The sequence below is a fragment of the Erythrobacter litoralis genome (assembly GCF_001719165.1).
In the GTDB taxonomy this organism is placed as follows: Bacteria; Pseudomonadota; Alphaproteobacteria; order Sphingomonadales; family Sphingomonadaceae; genus Erythrobacter; species Erythrobacter litoralis.
In genome coordinates, this window is record NZ_CP017057.1 from 1,204,959 (window position 1) to 1,227,348 (window position 22,390).

Here is a 22,390-nt window from a genome sequence, read left to right on the forward strand (position 1 = left end):
CCAGAGCGCCCGGAAAAGGACGATCAGGCGATGCGGTTGAACCGGTCGAAATCGGGGCGCGGGCTGCGCTCGAAGATGCTTTCCGGGTCGCCATATCCGATCGAGCACAGGAAATTGGCCCGGTGGCGCGGCTCGTCGGCGAAGAAGGCCTTGTTCACCGCTTCGGCGTCGAAACCCGACATCGGTCCGCAATCGAGCCCCACCGCCCGCGCGGCGAGGATAAGGTAGGCCCCTTGGAGCGAGGAATTGCGGAACGCGCCTTCCCTGCGGCTTTCCTCGTCACCCTCGAACCAGCTCTTCGCGTCGGTGTGCGGGAACAGCCAAGGCAGTTCCTCGTGAAAGTCGATGTCATAGCCGATGATCGCGGTAACGGGAGCGGCGCGGATCTTGTCCTTGTTGCCCTCCATCGCGCATTCGGCGAGCTTCGTCTTCGCCTCGTCGCTCTTCGCCCAGACGATGCGGGCAGGCTGCATGTTGGCCGAAGTCGGCGCCATCTTCACGAGGTTCCAGATTGCGTGCAATTGTTCGTCGGTGACCGGCTTGTCGAGCCAGCCGTTATACGTGCGCGCTTCGTTGAAGATCTGGTCGAGCGCATGGTCCGAAAGGACGTGCCCGTGGAACTGCTTGGTCATGAAAGGCCCCGGTAGATGAAAGCGAGAGTCAGGCGGCTCGCACTTCAACGACTTCGGGGACGTAATGTTTCAGCAGGCTTTCGATTCCCTGCTTGAGTGTCGCCGTGCTCGACGGGCAGCCCGAACAGGCGCCCTGCAGGGTGAGATAGACGACGCCGTCCTTGAAACCGCGATAGGCGATGTCGCCGCCATCGCCCGCGACGGCGGGGCGCACCCGGGTTTCGAGCAATTCGTTGATCGCCGCGACGGTTTCGGCATCGGCCTCGTCCTCTTCGACGACCGGCTCGTCCTCGGCCGGGACCGCGATCCCGTCCGCGCTGCCGCCCTGGAACAGCGGCGCCTCCGAGACGAAGTGATCGAGCAGGATCGCGACCACCTGCGGCTTCAACGCACCCCAGTCCGCGCCCGGCGCGGCGGTGACGGTGATGAAGTTCCAGCCATAGAACACGTTCACCACCTCGCCCGTGTCGAACAGCGCCTGTGCCAGCGGGCTTGCGGCCGCCGCTTCGGGCGAAGCGAATTCGCGCGTGCCCGAAGGCATGACGGTGCGGCCCGGCAGGAACTTGAGGCTGGCGGGGTTCGGGGTGGTTTCGGTTTCGATGAACATAACTGAGATATAGTATCGACGCGTGGCCCTGCCAACTGTGAGATTTGCGAAGTTTCGTGCCGGCATGACGGGACATTCACTGGTCCTTCATGGCCCGAACCCCTATAGGACAGTCATGAAAGTCCTCGTCCGGGCCAGTGCCGCCCTTTCGCTTCTCTTCGCCCCGCTCGCGTTCGCCGCCCCTTCCTTCGCGCAGGAGGCGGCTCCGGCCGAGGCGGCCGTGGCCAAAGAGATCGCCATTCCCGCGCCCACCGCGATCCAGACGGGCGATGAAACGCCGTGGCTCTACGAAGGCAGCAATGTGCCCGTAGACCGCGAATGGCTGTTCGGCGCGATGGATAACGGCTTGCGCTATGCGGTGCGCCGCAACGGCGTGCCGCCCGGCCAGGTTTCGATCCGGGTGCGGATCGATGCGGGTTCCCTGCATGAGCGCGACGACGAACAGGGCTTCGCCCACCTTCTCGAACACCTCCTGTTCCGGGAGAGCAAATATCTCGGCCAGGCCGAGGCGATCGCGGCGTGGCAGCGGCTGGGCGCGACGTTCGGCAGCGATGCCAATGCCGAGACCAGCCCGACGCATACCGCCTACCGGCTCGACATCCCGAATATCGACCAGGCGAAACTGGTCGAAAGCTTCAGACTGCTTTCCGGCATGATCCGCGAGCCGGTGCTGAGCGAAGAGAACGTGGCCGCTGAACGCCGGATCGTCCTTGCCGAAAAACGCGAGCGGGGCGGGGCGGGACAGCGCGTCGCCGACCTGACGCGGAGGACCTTCTTCGCCGGCCAGCGGCTTGCGACGCGCAATCCGATCGGCACGGTGGCAACTCTCGAAGCGGCGGATGCGCAAGGCGTGCAGGGCTTCTATAATCGCTGGTACCGGCCCGAGAACACCGTCATCGTCGTCGCTGGCGATGCCGAGCCCGAAGTGCTCGCGGGCCTCGTCGAACAATGGTTCGGTGACTGGCAGGGCAAGGGCGAAGCCGGAACGCCGCCCGATTTTGGAGATCCCGCGGCCCCCGAAGGCGCCAAGGCCAGCCCGGTGCTCAGCGCGCCGATCGGCGATCTCGGCATCGCGACCGAACCCGACCTGCCGCGCAATCTCACCTATGCCGTGATGCGGCCGTGGCGGAAGGTCGACGACACGATCGTCTACAATGAAGGCCTGCTGCTCGACGCGGTGGCGCAGGCGATCATCAACCGGCGGCTCGAGGCGCGCGCACGCGCCGGGGGCAGCTTCCTCTACGCTGCGGTCAGGCAGGAGGACATCTCGCGTTCGACCGATGCGACGTTCGTCAGCCTCGCGCCGCTCACCGATGACTGGCAGGCCGCGCTTGCCGAGGTCCGCGCCGTCATCGCCGATGCTCTAGCCAGTCCGCCCACGCAGGAGGAGATTGACCGCGAGGCGGCCGAATTCGATGTCGTCTTTGCCAACCAGGTCGAACAGCGCAGCGTGCAGGCGGGCAGCGAACTCGCCGACAATCTCGTCAATGCCGTCGATATCCGCGAAACCGTCGCCGCGCCCGAAGTGGTGCTCGAGGTCTTTCGCGGCATGAAGGACCGCCTGAATCCGGCCGAAGTGCTCGAACGCACGCGAGGCCTGTTCGAAGGCAGCGTGATCCGTTCGGTCTATGTCACGCCCGAACTGGGCGAGGCCGACGAGGGTCGCTTCAAGCTTGCCCTTTCGAGCGAGGTCGAAGTGGACGGCAGCGCCCGCCTCGCTGCGCAGACCATCGAATTCGGCGACCTCCCGCCGGTCGGCGAGCCGGGCACGATCGTCAGCCGCGTACCGCTCGGCGTGCTCGAGATCGAGCGGATCGATTTCGACAATGGCGTCAAGGCGCTGATCTGGGCGAACGATGCGGAGCCGGGCCGGGTGACAGTGCGCGTGCGCTTCGGCGCAGGCTACCGCGCTTTCGACGAGGAAAGCGCGGTCTACGCCCCGCTGGGCGAAGTCGCGCTGGTCGGCTCGGGCCTTGGTGAACTGGGGCAGGAAGAGCTCGACCGGATTTCGACCGGGCGCAAGATCGGCTTCGAATTCGGCATCGACGATGCGGTCTTCACCTTCACCGCACAGACCCGGTCGGAGGATGTCGCCGACCAGCTCTATCTCTTCGCCGCCAAGCTCGGCATGCCGCGCTGGGACCCGGACCCGGTGAAGCGCGCCAAGGCCGCGGCCGAGCTTGCCTATAACACCTTCGCCACGAGCCCCGGCGGGATCCTCGCCCGGGATCTCGAATATATCCAGACCGACATGGACCCGCGCTTTGCGACCCCCGACCCGGAGGCACTCGAAAGCGTCACGCCCGAGGGTTTCCGCAAGGTGTGGGAGCCGCTGCTTGCCCAAGGCCCGGTCGAAGTGCTGGTGTTCGGCCAGTTCGACAAGGAAGCGATCGTCGAGAAGCTGCGCAGGACTTTTGGCGCGCTGCCCGAGCGTGAGCCGATCGCGCCCGAAATTGCCGCGCGCGTGCCCGATTTCCCGGTCACCGGTGGCGAGCCGGTGGTGCGCTTTCATCGCGGCGATGAAAACCAGGCCGCGGCGGTCGTCACCTGGCCGAGCGCGGGCGGCACGGCCCGGATCCGCGAGGCGCGCCAGCTCGAAATCCTGACGCAGGTGTTCAACAACCGTCTGATGGACGCGCTGCGCGAGCAGGCCGGCGCCAGCTATTCACCGCAGGTCTTCTCCAAGTGGCCCGAGGACCTTTCGAGCGGCGGGCGGATCACCGCGCTTGCTCAGCTCGAGCCGGAATTCGTGCCGTTCTTCTTCGCCGCGGCGGACAAGATCGCCGATGATCTCGCGACCAATCCGCCGACCGAGGACGAGCTCGAACGCGTCACCGCACCGCTTGCCGAGCGGATCCGGCGGGCCTCGACCGGCAACCAGTTCTGGCTCTACAATCTCGAAGGCGCGACCACCGATCCGGCGCGGGTGCGGTTCCTGCGTTCGCTGCTGGCGGATTATTCGCAGACAACGCCCGAGATCATGCTGCTTCTCGCGGATCGGTATTTCGTGCAGAAGACGCCGCTCAAGCTGGCGATCATCCCCGAAGGACAGGACCTCGCCGAAACGCCCCCGGCAAGCGCGATCCCCGACGTGGCGCCCGCTCCGACGGCGGCGCAGCGAGAGCGCGTACAGGTGATCGGACGGTGATCGAGCCCTGAATCGGGCGCGACACATTGTTGTCGCAAGGCCCCTTGCGGCTTTACAGATGGAATACGCGGGCCTAGGCGCGCTGCCCTTGGCAAAGTGACATGACGGATGTGAACGAGTTGAACGTGGCGAAGGACTGGAAACCCGACGGCTGGAAGGCCCATGAAGCGCGGCATCTGCCGCATTACGAGGATGCAGGCGAACTGGCCGCGGCCGAGCAGACGCTCGGCAATTATCCGCCGCTCGTCTTCGCGGGCGAGGCACGGGCGCTGAAGGCCGATCTTGCCGATGTCGCGAACGGGCACGGTTTCCTGCTCCAGGGCGGGGACTGCGCCGAAAGCTTCGCCGAATTCCACCCGAACAACATCCGCGACACGTTCCGCGTGCTGCTGCAGATGGCGGTCGTCATGACTTTCGCCAGCAAGCGCCCGGTGGTGAAGGTCGGCCGGATGGCGGGCCAGTTCGCCAAGCCGCGGTCCTCGCCCACGGAAACGATCGGCGACATGACGCTGCCGAGCTATTTCGGCGACAATATCAACGGCATCGATTTCGACCCCGAACAGCGCCGCAACGATCCCCAGCGCATGCTGCGCGCCTATTCGCAGGCGGCGGCGACGCTCAACCTGCTGCGCGCCTTTGCCGGCGGGGGCTATGCGAACCTGCGCCAGGTCCACCAGTGGACGCTCGATTTCATGGGCCGCACGCCGTGGACCGAGAAATTTAGCCAGACCGCCGACCGGATCGGCGAGGCACTGGATTTCATGGAAGCCTGCGGGATTGACCCCGCCACCGTGCCGCAATTGCAGGGCACGAGCTTCTACACCAGCCATGAAGGCCTGCTTCTGCCCTACGAACAGGCGATGACGCGGCAGGATTCGCTCACCGGCCGGTGGTATGCGACCTCCGCGCACATGCTGTGGATCGGCGATCGCACCCGTTTTCCGGGCAGCGCGCATATCGAATGGGCGCGCGGGATCGCCAATCCGCTCGGCATGAAATGCGGGCCCAGCCTCGAACCCGACGACCTGCTGCGCCTTCTCGACACGCTCGACCCGCAGCGCGAGCCAGGTCGGATCACGCTCATCACCCGGTTCGGCCACGACAAGGTCGAGGACGGCCTGCCGCGGCTGGTGCGCGCGGTGAAGCGCGAGGGGCACCCGGTGGTGTGGAGCTGCGACCCGATGCACGGCAATGTCGTGAAATCGGACACCGGCTTCAAGACGCGGCCCTTTGACCGCATCCTCAAGGAAGTGAAGGGCTTCTTCGCGGTCCACCGCGAGGAAGGCACGCACCCCGGCGGTATCCATATCGAGATGACCGGGCAGGACGTGACCGAATGCGTCGGCGGCGCGGTCGCGATCACCGAGGAACGGCTCGGCGATCGCTACCACACGCATTGCGACCCGCGGCTCAATGCCGAGCAATCGCTCGAACTCGCTTTCCTCATCGCCGAAATGCTTAACGAAGCGGCGAACGAGCGCGGGGCAGGTGCGAAGGCCGACGCGGCCTAGGCAAAGCTGCTCGGGGGCGCGTTCGTCCTTGTTAAGGCATGATCGGAGCAGGATCGCGCCCCATGCCTGCTGCCGACCCGTTCCTTCTTGCCGCCAGTATCGCGATCGGCTGCGCTGCGCTCGGTGCGCTGCGCCCGATCCTCGCCGCGCGCCGCGAAGCCCGCGCGGCAGCGCGCGCGGCGCGGGAACGTTCGCGGCGCATGCATGCCGAGATCGAGGCCCGGCTCGAGGCGCTGCGAGCGGATCGGGGCGTATAGACGGACCGGCACGCGCACTCGATCCGGCTTATGGCAGGCACGGTGCATCTCGCCGTTCGATGCTGTTGCAACCCTTTCATTCCAATCGCGTTTGCTTCATGTCGGCATCCGAACGGGCCCTCTTACCTGCGGCCCGGCCGATGCGAGGAGGTCCCGCTTGACCCGATCCATGCCGACCGAGGCGTCGTCCGTTCCCGCCGCAAGCAGCGAAGAAACCCCTCTTGCTCAGAGTTTTGCCGCCACCCGCGCGCTGAGCGAGGCGCTGGTCGAACCGCTGTCCGATGCCGATGCCACCATCCAGTCGATGGAGGATGCAAGCCCGGCCAAGTGGCATCTCGCCCATACGACATGGTTCTGGGAGACGTTCCTGCTGCGCGACCACGTGCCGGGATACGAAAGGTACGACGCGGACTGGCCGTTCCTGTTCAATTCCTATTACGAGGCGGAAGGAGCGCGCATCGCGCGCTTTTCGCGCGGGCTGCTCTCGCGCCCGACGCTGGGCGAGGTGCTCGACTGGCGCGCGGCGGTGAACGAGGCGATGGAGCCGCTGCTCTCCGACCCGGCCTGCAAGGATCTCATCCGGCTCGGCATCGCGCACGAACAGCAGCACATCGAATTGCTGCTCACCGACATCAAGCACGCGCTTTGGCACAACCCCCTTGGCCCGGCGATGTGGGATGCGGCACCCGGACCGTCCGCGCCCGCAGGCGAGCAGGGCTGGCACGAACACCCCGGCGGCATCGCGCTGGTCGGCCATGACGGGTCGGCTCCCGACGAGGCCTTCGCCTTCGACAACGAAGGCCCGCGCCACCGCGTGCTGCTCGAACCCTTCGCGCTGGCGGACCGGCTGGTGACGAACGGCGAGTGGGCCGAATTCATCGCCGATGGCGGCTATGATACCGCCTCGCTCTGGCTTTCCGACGGCTGGGCCTGGGTCGGGGAAACGGGTGCGCGCGCACCGCTCTACTGGCGCGAAGGCGAGGCCTTCACTCATGCCGGCTGGCAGAAGCGCGACCCGCACGCCCCTGTCACCCACATCAACTATTTCGAAGCCGATGCCTTTGCGAGCTGGGCAGGCATGCGGCTCCCGACCGAATTCGAATGGGAAGCGATCGCGCGCGGGCAGGACGGGTCGGCCAGTGCCACGGCCCACGATGCGTGCGCTGGCAACCAGCTCGACGATGCCGCCGCGCCGGCCCCGCGCGGGGGCAAGGAGCTGTTCGGCGATTGCTGGCAATTCACCCGCTCGGCCTATCTGCCCTATCCCCGCTTCCGCCCGGCGGCCGGCGCGGTGGGCGAATACAACGGCAAGTTCATGAGCGGGCAGTTCGTATTGAAAGGCGCAAGCTGCGCCACGGTGCGCGGCCATTCGCGCGCCTCGTACCGCAATTTCTTCTACCCGCACCAGCAATGGCAATTCACCGGGTTGAGGCTCGCAAGGGATCTGTAAGGCATGACGAAGAACAAGGGGGCCACGAAGACCGGCCTCGCGCTGGTGGAACGCGATGAAAGCGGGATCGATCTCGCCTTCCGCGCCGACGTGCTCGAAGGCCTCCGCGGCTCGCCCAAGGCGATCTCCGCGCGCTGGCTCTATGACGATGCGGGCTCGCAATTGTTCGAGGACATCACCAAGGTCCCCGAATATTACCCGACCCGCGCCGAGACCGAGATATTGAAGACCCGCGCCGGGGAATTCGCGGAGATGATCGGATCGGGCCGGGCCGTGGTCGAATTCGGATCGGGTTCCTCGGTCAAGACGCCGCTGCTGCTCTCCGCGATCGAGCCCGCCTCCTATGTGCCGCTCGACATTGCGGGCGATTTCCTGCGCGCGGCGGCTGCCGATCTCGCGGAGAAATTCCCGGCCCTGCCGGTCCATCCGGTCGAGGCCGATTTCATGCGCCGCGTCGAATTGCCGGGCGAAGTCGCGGACCAGCCCAAACTGGGCTTCTTCCCCGGATCGACCATCGGCAATATGGTCGCGCGCACCGCTGTGGACCTCTTGCGCTCGATGCGCGAGACGCTTGGCACCGGAGCGCAGCTGCTGATCGGGATGGACCTCATCAAGAACGAGGAGGTGCTGGTCGCCGCCTATGACGATGCGGGCGGGGTGACGGCCCAGTTCAACACAAACCTCGTGCGGCGGATCAACCGCGAACTCGAAGGCGACATTCCGCTGGACAAGCTTCACCACGAAGCGCGCTGGAACGACGACTATGCCCGGATCGAGATGCATCTCGTCGCCGAGGAGGCGATCGGCTTCACGGTCAGCGGCGAGGCATTCGGGATGGAGAAGGGCGAGACGATCCACACCGAGAACAGCCACAAGTTCAACCGCCGCACTTCGAACATGCTGCTGCTCGCCGGCGGCTGGGAGCCGGTCCAGCGCTGGCTCGATGCGGAGGGGCGCTTCTCGATGATCCTCGCCGAAGCCCGGCCCCCGCGCTCTGCGCCGTGACGAAAACGCGCTCCGCGCCGTGACGAAAAGGCATTGCGTGCCACAAGCCGGAAACCCCGTGCGGCACCGCGCGTTGGGGCTCGGATGAACACGCGCACCCACGACATTCTCGTCATCGGCGCCGGCATGGCCGGCCTCGCCTGCGCCACGCGCCTCGCCGCAGCGGGGCGCGAGGTCGCCCTGATCGACAAGGGCCGCGGCCCCGGCGGGCGCATGGCCGCGCGCCGGGCAGAGATCGGCGGCGAAACCGTTTCCTTCGATCATGGCGCGCAATATTTCACCGCCCGCGACCCCGTTTTCGTCGAGGCCGTGGCAGACTGGGAAGCGGCTGGCGCCGCCGCGCGCTGGCCCGAAGCGGGCGAAGACGCCTTCGTCGGCACGCCGGGCATGAACGGCCCTATCAAGGCCATGGCGGGCAAGGTGTCTGTCAGCTGGTCGGTGCGAGCGACAAGCCTGCTGCGCGGTGGCGATGCTTGGCGGGTGGAGGCGGGGGAAGAGGCCTTTGCCGCGCGCACCGTGCTGGTCGCGATCCCCGCAGAACAGGCCGTCGACCTGCTGACAGAGCCGGCCGCCCACCTTGCCGGGCTGGCGAGCGAAGTGGTCTCCGAGCCGTGCTGGGCGGTAATGGCGGGCTTCGCTGAAAGGCTCGACATCACCGCTGACACTTTTCGCAGGGAGGATGGCCCGATCGCCTGGGCCGCGCGCAATTCAGCAAAACCCGGCCGCACCGGTGCGGAGAACTGGGTGATCCATGCAAGCACAGCCCGCAGCCGCGAATTGCTGGAGGCGGAAAAGGAAGAGGTAGCCGAGCGCTTGCTCGCCGATTTTTTCGTGACAAGCGGCGCTGCGTCCGCAAGGCCGCTCCACCTCGCTGCGCATCGCTGGCTCTACGCCATGCCGGCGAGCCTAGGCGGCGAAGCGGCCCGGTATGACGCGCAGGCGCGTATCGGCATCGCGGGCGACTGGCTGCATTCCCCCCGCGTCGAAGGCGCATTCCTATCGGGCCTCGCACTCGCCAAAAGCGTGCTCGTCCATGGCTGAGAGGCCGCGAAAAGGCTAGTGGACCCACAGCCCCTGCGCCGCGTAGCCCGCGCGAGTGAGAGCTGCGGGGAAAGAGACAATGCATGACCTTTTCGACCTATCGGGCAAGTCCGCTGTAGTCACCGGATCGGGGCGCGGTATCGGCAAGGGGATCGCCACCCTGCTCGCCGAAGCGGGCGCCAACGTGGTTTGCGCGGCACGTTCGGCCGACCAGATTGAGAGCGTGGCCGCCGCGATCAACGCCTCCGACGCGCCCGGCCGCGCCATCGCGAAGGTCACCGACGTGTCGAGCGCCGATGCGATGAGCGCGCTCGCGGCCCGCGCGGCGGAGGAATTTGGGCGGCTCGACATCTGGGTGAATAATGCCGGAGGATCGCTTGTTTCCGCGCCAATCGTCGAACTTGATCCGGAGGAGTGGGAAAGGACGCTAGCGGTCAATCTCTCCTCCGTCTTTCACGGCGTGCGCGCGGCCGTGAAGCAAATGGGCGAGGGCGGCAGCATAGTTAACACATCCAGCATGGCGGGGCGCGACCCGTTTCCCGGCAGCGGCCACTATAGTGCGGCCAAGGCCGGAGTGAACATGCTCACCAAGACGCTCGCGCTCGAGCTCGGTGAGAAGAGGATCCGCGTGAACGCGATCCTTCCCGGCTTCGTGCCGACCGATACGGTTAAGAAGGCGCTCGACATGACCGATGCGGATTTCGGCCCGCTACTCGAACAGCTCAATCTGCCCGCTGGGCGGCTAGGCACGCCGCGCGATATCGCGGCCTGCGTGCTCTACCTCGTCGGCGATTCAGGCGAATGGGTGACCGGACAGTGCCTGACGGTCGCTGGCACGGTGTGACTTGGTGCGGTACACGCGGCCACGCTCACATCCCCTTTCGTGGCGAAACTCGCTGATAGCCTTTGCGGTTCTCGTCTTTGCGCCTAGGCTTGGGAGCATAAAGCGCAAATCGACATTGGCCGGGATTCCTGCCGGCTGACCATACCCATAGATCCCAAGGAATTGCGTGCCCCGCGCCCACCGGTGCAGGGCAATTCGGGCTCAGGCAGATCACAAACCGTGCGCCGTCTGCTCGAGGAAGCGCCGGTGAAGTGCAGCAGGTCGTACTCGATCCCGAGGGCGATTTCGTTTCGCTCGCCGATCATTTCGAACACATCTTGATCGATAGCGCGGATTACTCCCCCGTGATGTCGCGGCGCTTGCTTCCTGCGCGCGATAGCACCGAGCCTCGGTAATGAAGGAGAGCCAACTTGGGCTTTCGTACAGAGTGCGACCTTTCGCCTATTGCATGCTATCGCCGTACCGAAGTCTACAGCGTTCCTACCTTAACAAGTTGTTTGAGCCGCCAATTTGCGTTGCTGGAACGGTCGACGTTCGCGGCGATGACATCCGCTGTCCGCCAAGATCGGGCATGCCAAGCGCTGGCCTTCCAAGGTAATAGCCTTGTGCGAAATCGCAGCCCATCGCTTTTATGAGCATCAACTGTTCCAAAGTCTCGACGTGCTCGGCGACGCATTTCGCTCCCGTTGCATGACAGAGGTCGATGAGCCCGAGCAGAATCTGACGCGAGCGGTCACTATACTCGATCTCGGCCGTTAATGAACCGTCGAGCTTAACGACGTCGAATACGAGATCACGAAGATATGATACAGATGCATGGCCTGAGCCGAAGTCATCGAGAGCAATCATGCAGCCAGCTTCCCGGAGCCTCTCCAACTCTTGCTTGGCCGTCGACAGATCTGCGAGAAACGCGGTTTCGGTCACTTCGAACTGAATTCGTCCTGGCGAGATGCCGGCGCTTTCGATCAGCCCCAGCAGCCGGATCGAGGATCCTCGTTCGCTAATCTCCAGCGCGCTTAAGTTGAACGAAACGCCAAGGTCGACCGGCCAAGAGCTTGCGAGGTTTGCCGCTTCTCGCAGCAAAACCCCATTCAGCTCGGTGATCGCGCCAAGTTGCTCTGCAACTGGAATAAATTCGTCCGGGGGAATAAAGCCAAACCCAGGGTTATTCCAACGGGCAAGGGCTTCTGCATACACGGTCGAATTCGTATCGAGGCAAACGATTGGTTGAAACTCTACCGTCATTTCACCGTAATTTTCGCGGTTGAGTAGAATTCTCTCCAGACCAGCTCGGCGCTGGTCCAGTTCTAGCAACCCATGATCGTAGATTTGCCAGACACCTCTTCCGCGGGCTTTCGCCCGGTAAAGGGCTGAATCCGCTTGGCGAAGGAACTCGCTGACAGTCTCTGACAGGGGGCCAGCTTCTGTCAGGCCGCAAGACGCTCCTACATGGAGGTGCTTCCCCTTCCAATCGATCGGAACGCTGGCCAGCCTGCAGATCTCGTGCCCGATAGCCTCAATTTCGGTGCGGGTGAGGCCGTCGCGCCAAAACAGGACGAATTCATCGCCTCCGGTCCGCGCGACAAGGGCTCGATCCCCAAACGCTTCCCGCAGGCGGCTAGCATAGGTCTTAAGGATCGCGTCGCCAGCAGCATGACCAAAGACATCGTTGGCGGCTTTAAAGCCGTCGAGATCGCTGATCGCGACAAGGCTGCCTCCTCCCTCCGGTGGCCCTTGTACCATCGTGCGCTCGATTTCTCGGAACATCCTCGACCTGTTGGCGAGCCTGGTCAGCGAATCTTCGTCAGCTCTCTTGATGGCAGCTACCTCAGCAGAAATTGCGCGGTTTCGCTCCTTCGCGACAGCTAGCCGGCTTGTGACCAATTCTGCCATCACGCCGCTATGCGTTTGCAACAGGCGCATCAGCAGCAGGATCACGAGCAACAGGCTGATCCCCATGCCTGTGGTCTCAGCATCCTTTATGAACAGCAGCCTGATGGCCATGGGCAACCCAAGGATCGTCAACGGCACCATTGCTGCCCGGGGAAAGCTACTGAGGCCATAAGCAGCTCCGAGGGCAGCCAGAATGCTGAACAGGACGATGCTAATTGCCTTGTCCGGATGCCCATCGATCAGTGACAATGCCCAAATCGAGAAACCGATACACTGGACAACAGTGAGCACTACCGTTGTGATTAACTTTGGGGCTATCTCATCGAAGTCATCGGAATCGCGCTGAAAGAATATCCAGACTGTCATTCTCCACGCCAAAAGCGCTGTCAGGAAATTCACCGCAGAGAAGGGTGTAAGGTCCTGTCCATCGGTTGCGATATGCAAGCCGATCAGATTGACCAGAGCTGCCGCATATAGGAGCGGGATTTGCTTGCGCAGATTTTTGAAATTCTCCACCACCTGCTCGCGCAGCTCCCAAGGTGAGCTGGTAGGTAGTAAAAATCCCATCAGTCGCAACATTGCGCATGCCTAGGGCTGGCACCGCGAAAGAAGCGTTAATTTTTAGCCTCGACTCATCCCTCTTTCTAACGCGTTTAGCGATAACCGTAGTGAGGCCGCTCGAAATCGCGGGCTCGCTGCGAAAATGCCCTCTGGAGCCTGGCCAAATGCTCTTGGGCTAATTGCCCAGAGACCGAGCGCGTTAGGAAGTTGCGGCCGATTTTGGGATCACCGCGCTTCGCTAGAAATTCAAAAGGTCGCTAAGCAACGAGTGCGCGAAGGCAGCAGTACTTGCCAGAGCGTGTTTTCGGTTTCGAGCCGGGACGAACCGCGCAATTGAATTTCAAGGTGACATCGCCCGCTTCTCGCAAGTACATCCTTCAACAGATCAGAAAGTGCTTGCGTAGCGATCAGGTATGCATTGTCGAACTGCGCAAGAAACCGACATCGCTGGACGCAAAACGCCCGATGTTGGGCGCGATGGAGGGTAGATCGGAAGGGCTAACGCCAAACCAGAGTGCGAGGGTCGAGGAATATTCGTCCACGGACGTTGTCGGCAGCAAACGGCCCCGCCCCACCTGGTCCGGCGTATCGACCGAAACATGGGGCGCCCGGCCATAGAAACGGCCTCCGTTGACGCTCCCACCGAGAACAAAATGATGCCCGCCCCAGCCATGGTCGGAGCCATCTCCATTAGAAGCGAGAGTGCGCCCGAAGTCCGATGCGGTGAATGTCGTGACCTGGTCTGCAACGCCAAGCTCGATTGTCGCTTGATAGAAGGCGTCGAGAGCGAAATCGAGTTCGGCAAGCAATCCTTCGTGCCGTCCAATCAGGCCGTCATGATTGTCGAAGCCCCCCATTGATACCATGAAGACCTGCCGAGTGACACCAAGCGAGCCGCGTGCAGCGATCATGCCGGCCACCGCCTTGAGCTGATCCGCTAGCCGGTTGCCGTCTCCAAAATCTGTGCTGATCGCGGCATTTTCCAGGGCATCGTTGACGAACGAACCGAATTTGATCGACCGGTCATTGATGGTCGCGTAATCGGCCGCGAGGATATTTCCAGAGCCAGTCGTTAAGATTGTTTCGAGTGCGCTCGTTGCAGCACCCGACCGGAACAACCGGCCGCGCTCCAAAGGCCTGAATAGCACCGCGCCCGAGGAAGAGACCTGATAGGGGAGGGCTTGCTCACCGCTCAGAAATACCGCGTTCCCCGTCGCGTTGATGGCAGTGAACATGGCATTGGTGTTGGCGGACTGGGCAAGGTCGCCCATCCGTCCGCCCCAGCCGGTCTGCGAGCCTTCAGGTTGCGAACTTTGCCAGGTCGATTGCTGGTCATTGTGGGAAAAGAGCTTTGGAGGCCGCGGCACTGACCTGTTGTCATACTCCGCTCTTGTCATTGGCGCGAGCAGCGGACCTACGTTGAGTATAGGCGCCATGCTCCCTTGGTCGAACCTTGCCTTGAGGCGCGGCATGGTCGGGGCCAAAGCATAGGTGATGTCGTCAGTCACCGTTTGGCCGCCCGCTGGCATTAGGACTGTACTGGCAAGCGAGGAACGGGGAAGCGCGATGCCGCCCCCCTGGTCGTCGATGCCTCCCCGGATCGCGGCATACCTAGCATAGTTCGTCGGATCGAAGGGAATGAGTGTGTTCCCGTGATCGTTACCCCCGTATAGGAAAACGCAGACGAGCGCCTTGTACCCGCCGGACGACGAGAAGGCTGCAGCCTCGCCGATACCCGCAAGGTCAAGCGCATAAGAGGAGGCTGCCCCCATAGCAGCAAGCTGGCTGCTACGCCGAAGGAAGGCGCGGCGGGAAAGCTCGAGTTCTCTGCTGATGTGCATGCTTGAACAGCCTTACTTCTGAACGAGGTAATCGGTGGAGGCCATAACCAGCACGACGCCCGCATGAATGCGCCGTAACTTATCGGTATCGGGGCTGTTCTGTTCCACCGGGATGTCCTCCAGCGCGGAGAGAATGGTGTCCTTGACCGAGGCGGAAAGCTGGTTCGCCGTGAGGACCAGGTCGAGATGTTCGACCAGGCCTGCCGCATCATGCGCAAGCGGCAGTTCAGCGGAGTATCTGAGCGATAGATCGCGGAGAAACCATGCCGACGTATCAACGGCTCGCTCGAGAAAATTGACGTAACCCGCGACCGATGTCTCGTTGACCAGCTGGAACTCGGGCGCGAGGAGGTTGTTCGCTGCCGATTGCGATCCAGTCGGAAAGTATCCGGGGCGAAAGAAATTGAAGACGGAAGGCGAACGCAGCGGCGACTGGCCCAACTGATTGGCGGGATTTGAAAGATTCCTGACTTCGAAGTTGCCGCTTTCCGATCGCACGCCGAAGGTTCTCGCCAACTGAACGAACCGTAGCATTGGCTCGCGAAGCTTGCCGAAGGAGGGATCTGCCACCTTGGCCGGGTCAAGCGCCTCCTCGTCGAGAAGGATCGCCTTGAACACGGAGCCCAGATCGCCACGCTGGCCCCGCCCATTGTTCGCGAAAACGGCAGCAACGCGCGATATGTACCCCGGGCTCGGGTTGCTAGTGACCAGTCGCTGGATCATCTGGCGTGCGAAAAACGGGCCAACGTTCGGATGGTCAACGAGGTGATCAAGCGCGAGCCGAAGAGATTCCTCGGCGCTCGTCCCAGCGGGTATGGTGAGCCCCAGGAATTGTTTTTCTTCCGTCGCGTGAAACCCGTCATTTAGAGATCGTGACCATTTGCTCGGATCAGCCGTCATCGGCCGCCTTACGTGATCGACGCTCGCGATGGTGCGGCTTGGATTGCCCGGATCAGGTGTGAAGGTCGTTTGCGAATAATCGAGGTCGTATCCTGTGAAGACCTTGGCGATCTCCGTTACATCGTCATTCGTGTAGGTCTCGATCAGTTCACCACTATTGAGCCGGGGCGTGCCGTCCTGATTAAGCTCAAACAGGCCAATCGAGAACAGCTGCATGATTTCGCGGCCGAAGTTCTCGTCGGGCACGCGCCCTCTTCGCGGATCCGCTCGGCGATTGCCGCGTGTATTCAGGTAAACCCCCATGGCCGGGTTGAGAGTGATTTCCTCGATCAGCGCACGAAAACTGCCGAACGCATTTCGGTTGAGGATGTCCCAGTACTCTCCGATTGCTGGTCCACGCCACGATAGGTTGATATCATTGAGTGAAACAACGAAGAATTCCGAAAGGGCGAGCGCGAAGCGCTTGCGCACAGCGCTACCGCCACTCAGAAGCTGCGACCAGATCATATAGTCGCCGGTCGAGGTGCCGTTGAAGAACCGGTTGTCGTCGACCTGATCAAACCCGCGGGCTTCGAAATATTGTTGGGCAGTGAAGTCGTTTGCCTGCCGCATCTCGCGATTAAGCCACGGTTCGTATCCTTCGCTCATCACCTGGTTGATGGCACCGGGACTAGCCGAGAAAGTGGCTTGGAGAAGGAAGCGGGCAGCCTCCGCATCCGATTGGGGTTTCCTCGCAAGAGAAGTGGGGGGCGCGAAGTTTATCGCTGAGGAGGAATTTGAATTGCCTCCCCCGCCGCCGCACGCCGACAATGCAGCAGCTGTGCCAATCAGGGCAGAGTTCCGAGAAAGCGTTACAGCGCCCTGAGTGCCTGAATTGTCTGCTTCCTTCGCACAAACGCTCGCCGGCGCTTCTCGCTCGGTTTCGACTGCCTCGGACGCGCGCTCGTTCGTCAACATTGCAGAGGCCCCAAACCGATTTGATTTATTTGAGATGGCGATTATTCGTTCATAATTTCTTCTTGATTTTGGTTAATTTTGAAGAAGGGCGGCGCGCCCATTTTCAGCTGTCCTAAAGAGCTTCTTATCCTCGGTCTCGATCCAACCGTCACCTTCCCTCGGCGGGCCAAGCTTACTTAGCGTGCTTTTGCCAGTCTCTCGCTGTCTTGATCTGACTGAGGCAGGGAATTGAAGATATCGATGCTCTCTGCAAATTTTTGCGTAAGCTCGCCATCGAAGTGATTGTTCAGTGCCAGCATCTCCTGCATCGCCTGCGCAGGCAACCAAGCCTTCTTGTAGGATCGGTTTGAAGTGAGGGCATCATAGACATCACAGATCGCTGCCATTCGCGCGATCTGCGGGATTTGCTCGCCGCTGAGGCCGAATGGGTAACCCGATCCATCTATCCTTTCGTGATGCAAATGAGCAACTTCGACCGCTCCAGCCGGGAGGCTCGCAACGCCTTTCAGGATTGAGTGACCCTTAGTAACATGTGACCTGATCAGCTCGAACTCATCGTCCTTGAGAGCTCCAGGCTTGTGCAGCAACGCGCTGGGGATGTGCATCTTGCCCACATCGTGCATCAAGCCTGCCAATCCACATTCCCGGATTTCGGCTTCCGTCATCTCAAGGTGACGGGCGAATTTAAGCATCAAGGCGCATACGGCAACAGAATGCAGATGAGTGTATTCATCCGCGGTTTTCATGCGCACCATCTCGATCAGCAGGTGTTCTCCCCGATCGAACAGTCGATTGATTTCCGCAACAAGCGCAAGCGCTTGAGCCACGGGAACGTCTTTGCCAAGCCTTGCCGCACTGAAGATCTCGGAAACCACGCTCTTCGCTCGCGCGACTGTGCGGTTAGCGCGAGCATGTTCAGCCCGGAATTCGGCGTTCATGTTCGCAGCGAAAGAGAGCGCCTTTCTCGGAAGACTTCGTTCGACGTTTTCTCCGATCCGTCCCACACGGCCCCTTCCGCTTTTCAGCTGCGTGGCTTCTTTCTCAACCGGGCCAAACCCTAGGTCGGTATCGATTTCGACGAATTCGGCGCTGCTCGTGCGGAGCCGATCGACTTCCCGCTGCGAGGTGAGTTTGAAACGGGACCGCCAGAAGGGATGGCTGAGCCACGAGCCGCCGACGCTCGTGACAAACATACCGAGCCGTGCTTGATCGGGTGAGATGCGTTGGATCATTTTGCTGTTGCCTCGGGGAACTAGTGCCGGGAAGAACTTCCGTCTGATAGAACAGGATTGCTTTATCAGAGGCTTGCTTCTGATCCATTCTAAATTATTGCGACGACTTCGCGTGGAAGTACGTAGATGAAATTTTATATCTTGTTAGCATTTATGTTGTTTTAAGTTGGAAAACACAAAGTGCTGACCGATTACATATCACGGTCTGGAATGAAAGCCCCGCGCACGGGCTTCAGAAACTCTCAAATACGTTCCTGGAGGCGATCTCTGTCTGGCTCATTGTTCCGGCGTGCCTTGCGGCGCGAGAGCCCGACTTAGAATTAGCTATTTAATAGTCGTATTTGAATCGTTGCAAGACTGACCCTAGGGCTCACATTGCGTCGGCGCCGATACGCGGCTTGTGCACAAGAAAAGGCTTAGAAACCGCAAGGGTAAATCCACGTTTCTTCGCAATCTCATTATTTTCGGGTCGGGTCCGGCCTTTGGCCTCTGTAAAACCGTGAAGGCTAGCCGAGAACTGGAAAAGACGAAGGCGCAGCAACGCTGATCGGACCTTCTTGCGCGTTTGTAGCGATGCGCGCGAGAATGGGTCGTCTCGATCGCGCGCGCTCCGGGCTCGTCTTCGACAAGAGCGTGGTAGGTGCTGCTACAGCGGCCTTTTTTCGTCGTTGTCTGTAAGAGCAGCTGGCTGTACCCATTGACTTCACTTGTAAAAATCGCCTGGGTGGCCGCAGACATAGGCCATGTAGCTCATTCTTAAGGACCCACCGAGCATCTTGCCGCGAGGGACAAAACTCTTTCCGTCGCGCAGGCCGCGTCGAGCCTTCCTAGGCTTCGCGCGATACATCCAGTTGGTTTCGGGATCGAGCCGCAGCATCGCGGTAGCCATCGGCACCCGTTCATGCGGTGGCGGGTGGCCACCCGCCTCGATCAACGCCAAGCCGCAACCGGGGTCTTCGCAATTTTTTGTCGGTAAACTAATCACTTGCAGTCATAAAAAAGGCTATGACGGCTCCTGAAAGCCGTATAGCTGAAATTCGGAAAGAGACCCCATGGGACGTGGCGGCTACGACGGCTTTCGGGAACTGCGGGCGATGGAGCTAAGCAGCCGTTTCTGTGGAGAAACCGCCCCCCCGGCGCCAACCAAACGCCCTGGAAGATATTGAAAGATGACAGGAAAGGAAGGGTGGCTGGGGTGGCAGGATTCGAACCTGCGCATGGCGGTACCAAAAACCGCTGCCTTACCGCTTGGCTACACCCCAGCAGGAGCGGCGCTCTATAGCGCCTTGTTCCCGAATGTGAAGGGGGCGCTTCAGAAGCTCCAGTCGAGTTTCTTGCCCTCGAAATCGGCTGCTGAATGACGCTCGAGGAGCTTCTCGTCGTCCTCGCCCCAGGTCTTGTTGACGATCCGCCCGCGCTTCACCGCAGGACGCGCGGCGATCTCGCGCGCCCAGCGGGCGACATGTTCGTATTCGTCGATCGCGAGGAAGGTCTTCGCGTCATTGTAGATCTGCCCCGCCACGAAGGGCGCAAGCCACGGCCAGTTTGCCATGTCGGCGATCGTGTAGCCCTCGCCGCCGAGATAGCGCGTTTCGGCGAGCCGCTTGTCCGCCACATCGAAGATGCGCTTCGCTTCCATCGCGTAGCGGTTGATCGGGTATTCGTATTTCTCCGGCGCATAGGCGTAGAAATGGCCGAAGCCGCCGCCGATGAAGGGACCGGTGCCGACCTGCCAGAACACCCAGGACATAACCTCGGCGCGGCTCGCCGGGTCGCTCGGCAGGAATTCGCCGAACTTCTCCGCGAGATGGACGAGGATCGCGCCGCTTTCGAACACGCGGAAGGGCTCCGGCCCGCTGCGGTCGACGAGCGCGGGGATCTTGGAATTGGGATTGATCTCGACGAAGCCGCTGGTGAACTGTTCGCCGTCGCCGATATTAATCGTGTAGGCGTCGTATTCCGCGCCCGCATGGCCTTTCTCGAGCAATTCCTCGAGCATGATCGTCACCTTCACCCCGTTGGGCGTTGCGAGCGAGTGGAGCTGGAAGGGATGTTCGCCCTGGGGCAGGTCCTTTTCCTCGCGCGCTCCGGCGGTCGGGCGGTTGATGCTGGCGAAGCGTCCGCCAGAAACGGTGTCCGGGCTCCAGACCTTGGGCGGGGTGTAGGTGGGGTCGGCCATGTCTCGCATCTCCTTCGGCGCCGGGCAGGGCCCATTTGTCGCCGCTCCAAGTGGCGCAGCGTCTCTTCAAGCGCAAGCACCTCGGCGCATGGCTTTCCTGTGGGCGGGGATAGAACCGCTTTCACCCGCAATCCCTAGGAAGAGCGCGCGAGAGCGGCTAGGAGCCAAGGCAAGAGGCCGCAACAGGCGAAGGACGATACCGCCACCATGGCAGACACGACGCATCCTTTCTTCGACATGCATGCCCACGGCCTCGTCCGGGTGGCGACCGCAACGCCTGCGACACGCACCGCCGACGTCGCCTTCAATACCGCCGGCGTGCTGGCCGAGGCGGCGCGCGCGCACGAAGCCAATGTCGACCTAGTGGTCTATCCCGAACTCACGCTGTCTTCCTATGCGATAGACGACCTGCACCTCCAGCAGGCCATGCTCGAAAGGGTGGAGCAGGCGGTCGCCGAAGTGGTCGAGGCATCGGACGATTTCACCCCCGTCCTTGTGCTCGGCGCGCCTCTGAGGCGAGGGGACAAGATATACAATTGCGCGCTCGTCATCGCGGGGGGCGAACTGCTCGGCGTTATTCCCAAGAGCTACCTGCCCAGTTACCGCGAATTCTACGAAAAACGCTATTTCGCGCATGGCCGCGGCTGCGAGGACATGTGGATCGCGGTGAACGGGGAGGAAGTGCCGTTCGGGACCGATCTTGTCTTTGGCGCGGCGAACCTTCCCGGTTTCACGTTCGGCGTCGAGATCTGCGAGGATTACTGGGCCCCGCTGCCGCCGGGCAACATGGCCGCGCTCGCCGGGGCGCATATCCTGTGCAACCTGTCCGCCTCTCCCATAACGATCGGGCGGGCGGACGACCGACACCTCCACTGTCGTTCGTCGTCGAGCCGCGCGATCTGTGCCTATGTCTATTCGGCAAGCGGGCACGGGGAGAGCACGACCGACCTCGCCTGGGACGGGCAGGGGGTGGTCTACGAACTGGGCGACCTGCTCACCGAAAGCGTGCGCTTCGATCTCGAACCGGCGCTGTGCGTCGTCGATGTCGACACCGATCGCATCGCGCTCGAGCGGATGCGCAACCAGACCTTTGCCGATGCCGCCGAGGCGCATGGCCGGCCCGAGGACCGTTATCGCCGGATCGTGTTCGAGCATGCCTATAGCGAGGGCGATGTCGGCCTTATCCGACCGGTGCGGCGTTTTCCCTTCGTGCCGAACAATCCCAAGACGCTGGACGAGGATTGCTACGAGGCCTTCAACATCCAGGTCGATGCGCTGATGCGGCGGATCCAGGCGACCAGGGCGAAGAGCCTCGTCATCGGCATTTCGGGCGGGCTCGACAGCACCCACGCGCTGATCGTCGCGGCCAAGGCGTGCGACCGGCTGGGCCTGCCGCGGACCACTATCCGCGGCTACACCATGCCCGGCTTCGCCACTTCGGAAGAGACCAAGGCCAATGCCTGGAAGCTGATGGAGAGTTTCGGCATCACGGCGGAGGAAATCGACATCCGCCCCGCCGCGCAGCGTATGCTTGAGGACATGGGCCACCCCTTTGCGGACGGCGAGGCGCATTACGACGTCACCTTCGAGAACGTGCAGGCGGGCCTGAGGACCGATTATCTCTTCCGCCTTGCAGGGCTGCATGGCGGTTTCGTGATCGGGACGGGCGACCTGTCCGAACTGGCGCTGGGCTGGTGCACCTATGGCGTGGGCGACCAGATGAGCCATTACGGGGTCAATGCGGGCGTGCCCAAGACGCTGATCCGATATCTCATCCGCTGGACGATCCAGACCGAGCAGTTCCTCGGCGAATGCAACGCGGTGCTGCAGGCCGTGCACGACACCGTCATCAGCCCCGAACTGGTGCCCGCGGGCGAGGACGGCGCGATCCAGTCGACCGAGGACATGATCGGCCCCTACGAACTCAACGATTTCTTCCTCCACCACACGGTGCGTTTCGGCCAGCGCCCCTCCAAGATCGCCTTTCTTGCCTGGCATGCGTGGAAGGACCGGAACGAGGGAGAGTGGCCGGTCGCCTTCCCCGAAGACAACCGCAACGAATACGACCTGGCGACGATCGCGCACTGGCTGGAGAAATTCGCGCGGCGCTTCTTCGGCTTCTCGCAGTTCAAGCGCAGCGCGCTGCCCAATGGGCCGAAAGTGTCATCGGGCGGTGCATTGAGCCCGCGCGGCGACTGGCGCGCGCCGTCCGATGCGGTGGCGGACGTATGGGTCGAGGAATTGCGCGAAAGCCTGCCCGAAGACACCTTTCCGGCAAGGGACTGAAGCAAGCTGCCCGGTTCGCTGCCTTTTTCCGCTGTCCTGATCCTCG

General features: G+C 62.3%; 16 protein-coding genes and 1 tRNA gene. 8 read left to right on the top strand and 9 right to left on the bottom strand.

Annotation, left to right across the window (positions count from 1 at the left end):
- Positions 1-23 precede the first annotated feature (23 nt).
- Together Ga0102493_RS05655 and Ga0102493_RS05660 are read right to left on the bottom strand one after the other, a co-directional pair.
- A complete protein-coding gene (locus tag Ga0102493_RS05655) occupies positions 24-632 on the bottom strand; it encodes a malonic semialdehyde reductase (protein ID WP_034903847.1) in 609 nt (202 codons plus the stop codon).
- Between the two features lie 28 nt (positions 633-660).
- Positions 661-1,239, bottom strand: a complete 579-nt coding sequence (locus Ga0102493_RS05660; RefSeq protein WP_034903846.1) for a NifU family protein — start codon at positions 1,237-1,239, stop codon at positions 661-663.
- A 115-nt stretch (positions 1,240-1,354) separates the two neighbouring features.
- Between Ga0102493_RS05660 and Ga0102493_RS05665 the strand changes: the two genes are divergently transcribed.
- From Ga0102493_RS05665 to Ga0102493_RS05695, 7 genes are all read left to right on the top strand, one after another.
- Complete coding sequence (locus Ga0102493_RS05665) at positions 1,355-4,387, top strand: M16 family metallopeptidase (RefSeq protein ID WP_051697974.1); 3,033 nt, start codon at positions 1,355-1,357, stop codon at positions 4,385-4,387.
- 101 nt (positions 4,388-4,488) lie between these two features.
- Positions 4,489-5,898: a class II 3-deoxy-7-phosphoheptulonate synthase gene (locus Ga0102493_RS05670; RefSeq protein WP_418251656.1), complete on the top strand. Its 1,410-nt coding sequence runs from the start codon at positions 4,489-4,491 to the stop codon at positions 5,896-5,898.
- A gap of 62 nt (positions 5,899-5,960) precedes the next feature.
- Positions 5,961-6,155 carry a hypothetical protein gene (locus tag Ga0102493_RS05675; RefSeq protein WP_034903844.1) on the top strand — a complete coding sequence of 65 codons (195 nt, stop codon included), beginning with the start codon at positions 5,961-5,963 and terminating at the stop codon, positions 6,153-6,155.
- A gap of 169 nt (positions 6,156-6,324) precedes the next feature.
- Positions 6,325-7,605: an ergothioneine biosynthesis protein EgtB gene (egtB, locus tag Ga0102493_RS05680; protein ID WP_034903842.1), complete on the top strand. Its 1,281-nt coding sequence runs from the start codon at positions 6,325-6,327 to the stop codon at positions 7,603-7,605.
- 3 nt (positions 7,606-7,608) lie between these two features.
- Positions 7,609-8,610: an L-histidine N(alpha)-methyltransferase gene (gene egtD, locus Ga0102493_RS05685; RefSeq protein WP_034903840.1), complete on the top strand. Its 1,002-nt coding sequence runs from the start codon at positions 7,609-7,611 to the stop codon at positions 8,608-8,610.
- An 84-nt stretch (positions 8,611-8,694) separates the two neighbouring features.
- A complete protein-coding gene (locus tag Ga0102493_RS05690) occupies positions 8,695-9,651 on the top strand; it encodes an NAD(P)/FAD-dependent oxidoreductase (RefSeq protein ID WP_034903839.1) in 957 nt (318 codons plus the stop codon).
- A 79-nt stretch (positions 9,652-9,730) separates the two neighbouring features.
- Complete coding sequence (locus Ga0102493_RS05695) at positions 9,731-10,495, top strand: SDR family NAD(P)-dependent oxidoreductase (protein WP_034903838.1); 765 nt, start codon at positions 9,731-9,733, stop codon at positions 10,493-10,495.
- Between the two features lie 480 nt (positions 10,496-10,975).
- Here Ga0102493_RS05695 and Ga0102493_RS05700 read toward each other — a convergent pair whose 3' ends face one another.
- From Ga0102493_RS05700 to yghU, 7 genes are all read right to left on the bottom strand, one after another.
- Positions 10,976-12,967 carry a putative bifunctional diguanylate cyclase/phosphodiesterase gene (locus Ga0102493_RS05700; protein WP_034903837.1) on the bottom strand — a complete coding sequence of 664 codons (1,992 nt, stop codon included), beginning with the start codon at positions 12,965-12,967 and terminating at the stop codon, positions 10,976-10,978.
- A 389-nt stretch (positions 12,968-13,356) separates the two neighbouring features.
- Positions 13,357-14,790 carry a DUF1501 domain-containing protein gene (locus tag Ga0102493_RS05705; protein WP_034903836.1) on the bottom strand — a complete coding sequence of 478 codons (1,434 nt, stop codon included), beginning with the start codon at positions 14,788-14,790 and terminating at the stop codon, positions 13,357-13,359.
- Between the two features lie 12 nt (positions 14,791-14,802).
- Positions 14,803-16,338 (bottom strand): DUF1800 domain-containing protein, encoded by a 1,536-nt coding sequence (locus Ga0102493_RS05710; protein ID WP_236922306.1) that lies wholly within the window; start codon positions 16,336-16,338, stop codon positions 14,803-14,805.
- Between the two features lie 485 nt (positions 16,339-16,823).
- A complete protein-coding gene (locus Ga0102493_RS05715) occupies positions 16,824-17,879 on the bottom strand; it encodes an HD-GYP domain-containing protein (protein ID WP_051697973.1) in 1,056 nt (351 codons plus the stop codon).
- Between the two features lie 703 nt (positions 17,880-18,582).
- Positions 18,583-18,768 carry a hypothetical protein gene (locus tag Ga0102493_RS15905; protein ID WP_069297470.1) on the bottom strand — a complete coding sequence of 62 codons (186 nt, stop codon included), beginning with the start codon at positions 18,766-18,768 and terminating at the stop codon, positions 18,583-18,585.
- A 298-nt stretch (positions 18,769-19,066) separates the two neighbouring features.
- A tRNA-Gln gene (locus Ga0102493_RS05725) sits at positions 19,067-19,141 on the bottom strand.
- A 50-nt stretch (positions 19,142-19,191) separates the two neighbouring features.
- A complete protein-coding gene (gene yghU, locus Ga0102493_RS05730; RefSeq protein ID WP_034903834.1) occupies positions 19,192-20,058 on the bottom strand; it encodes a glutathione-dependent disulfide-bond oxidoreductase in 867 nt (288 codons plus the stop codon).
- A gap of 207 nt (positions 20,059-20,265) precedes the next feature.
- On the opposite strand from yghU, the gene Ga0102493_RS05735 reads away from it, so the two are divergent.
- Entirely contained in the window at positions 20,266-22,344 is a 2,079-nt protein-coding gene (locus tag Ga0102493_RS05735; RefSeq protein WP_034903833.1) for an NAD(+) synthase, read from the top strand.
- Positions 22,345-22,390: the final 46 nt, after the last annotated feature.

Excerpts from the sequence above, each read along its gene's own strand:
- Ga0102493_RS05655 (WP_034903847.1), bottom strand. The coding sequence starts at position 632 with ATGACCAAGCAGTTCCACGGGCACGTCCTTTCGGACCATGCGCTCGAC.
- Ga0102493_RS05660 (WP_034903846.1), bottom strand. The coding sequence starts at position 1,239 with ATGTTCATCGAAACCGAAACCACCCCGAACCCCGCCAGCCTCAAGTTC.
- Ga0102493_RS05665 (WP_051697974.1), top strand. The coding sequence starts at position 1,355 with ATGAAAGTCCTCGTCCGGGCCAGTGCCGCCCTTTCGCTTCTCTTCGCC.
- Ga0102493_RS05670 (WP_418251656.1), top strand. The coding sequence starts at position 4,489 with ATGACGGATGTGAACGAGTTGAACGTGGCGAAGGACTGGAAACCCGAC.
- Ga0102493_RS05675 (WP_034903844.1), top strand. The coding sequence starts at position 5,961 with ATGCCTGCTGCCGACCCGTTCCTTCTTGCCGCCAGTATCGCGATCGGC.
- egtB (WP_034903842.1), top strand. The coding sequence starts at position 6,325 with ATGCCGACCGAGGCGTCGTCCGTTCCCGCCGCAAGCAGCGAAGAAACC.
- egtD (WP_034903840.1), top strand. The coding sequence starts at position 7,609 with ATGACGAAGAACAAGGGGGCCACGAAGACCGGCCTCGCGCTGGTGGAA.
- Ga0102493_RS05690 (WP_034903839.1), top strand. The coding sequence starts at position 8,695 with ATGAACACGCGCACCCACGACATTCTCGTCATCGGCGCCGGCATGGCC.
- Ga0102493_RS05695 (WP_034903838.1), top strand. The coding sequence starts at position 9,731 with ATGCATGACCTTTTCGACCTATCGGGCAAGTCCGCTGTAGTCACCGGA.
- Ga0102493_RS05700 (WP_034903837.1), bottom strand. The coding sequence starts at position 12,967 with ATGTTGCGACTGATGGGATTTTTACTACCTACCAGCTCACCTTGGGAG.
- Ga0102493_RS05705 (WP_034903836.1), bottom strand. The coding sequence starts at position 14,790 with ATGCACATCAGCAGAGAACTCGAGCTTTCCCGCCGCGCCTTCCTTCGG.
- Ga0102493_RS05710 (WP_236922306.1), bottom strand. The coding sequence starts at position 16,338 with ATGAGCGAAGGATACGAACCGTGGCTTAATCGCGAGATGCGGCAGGCA.
- Ga0102493_RS05715 (WP_051697973.1), bottom strand. The coding sequence starts at position 17,879 with ATGATCCAACGCATCTCACCCGATCAAGCACGGCTCGGTATGTTTGTC.
- Ga0102493_RS15905 (WP_069297470.1), bottom strand. The coding sequence starts at position 18,768 with ATGGCTACCGCGATGCTGCGGCTCGATCCCGAAACCAACTGGATGTAT.
- yghU (WP_034903834.1), bottom strand. The coding sequence starts at position 20,058 with ATGGCCGACCCCACCTACACCCCGCCCAAGGTCTGGAGCCCGGACACC.
- Ga0102493_RS05735 (WP_034903833.1), top strand. The coding sequence starts at position 20,266 with ATGGCAGACACGACGCATCCTTTCTTCGACATGCATGCCCACGGCCTC.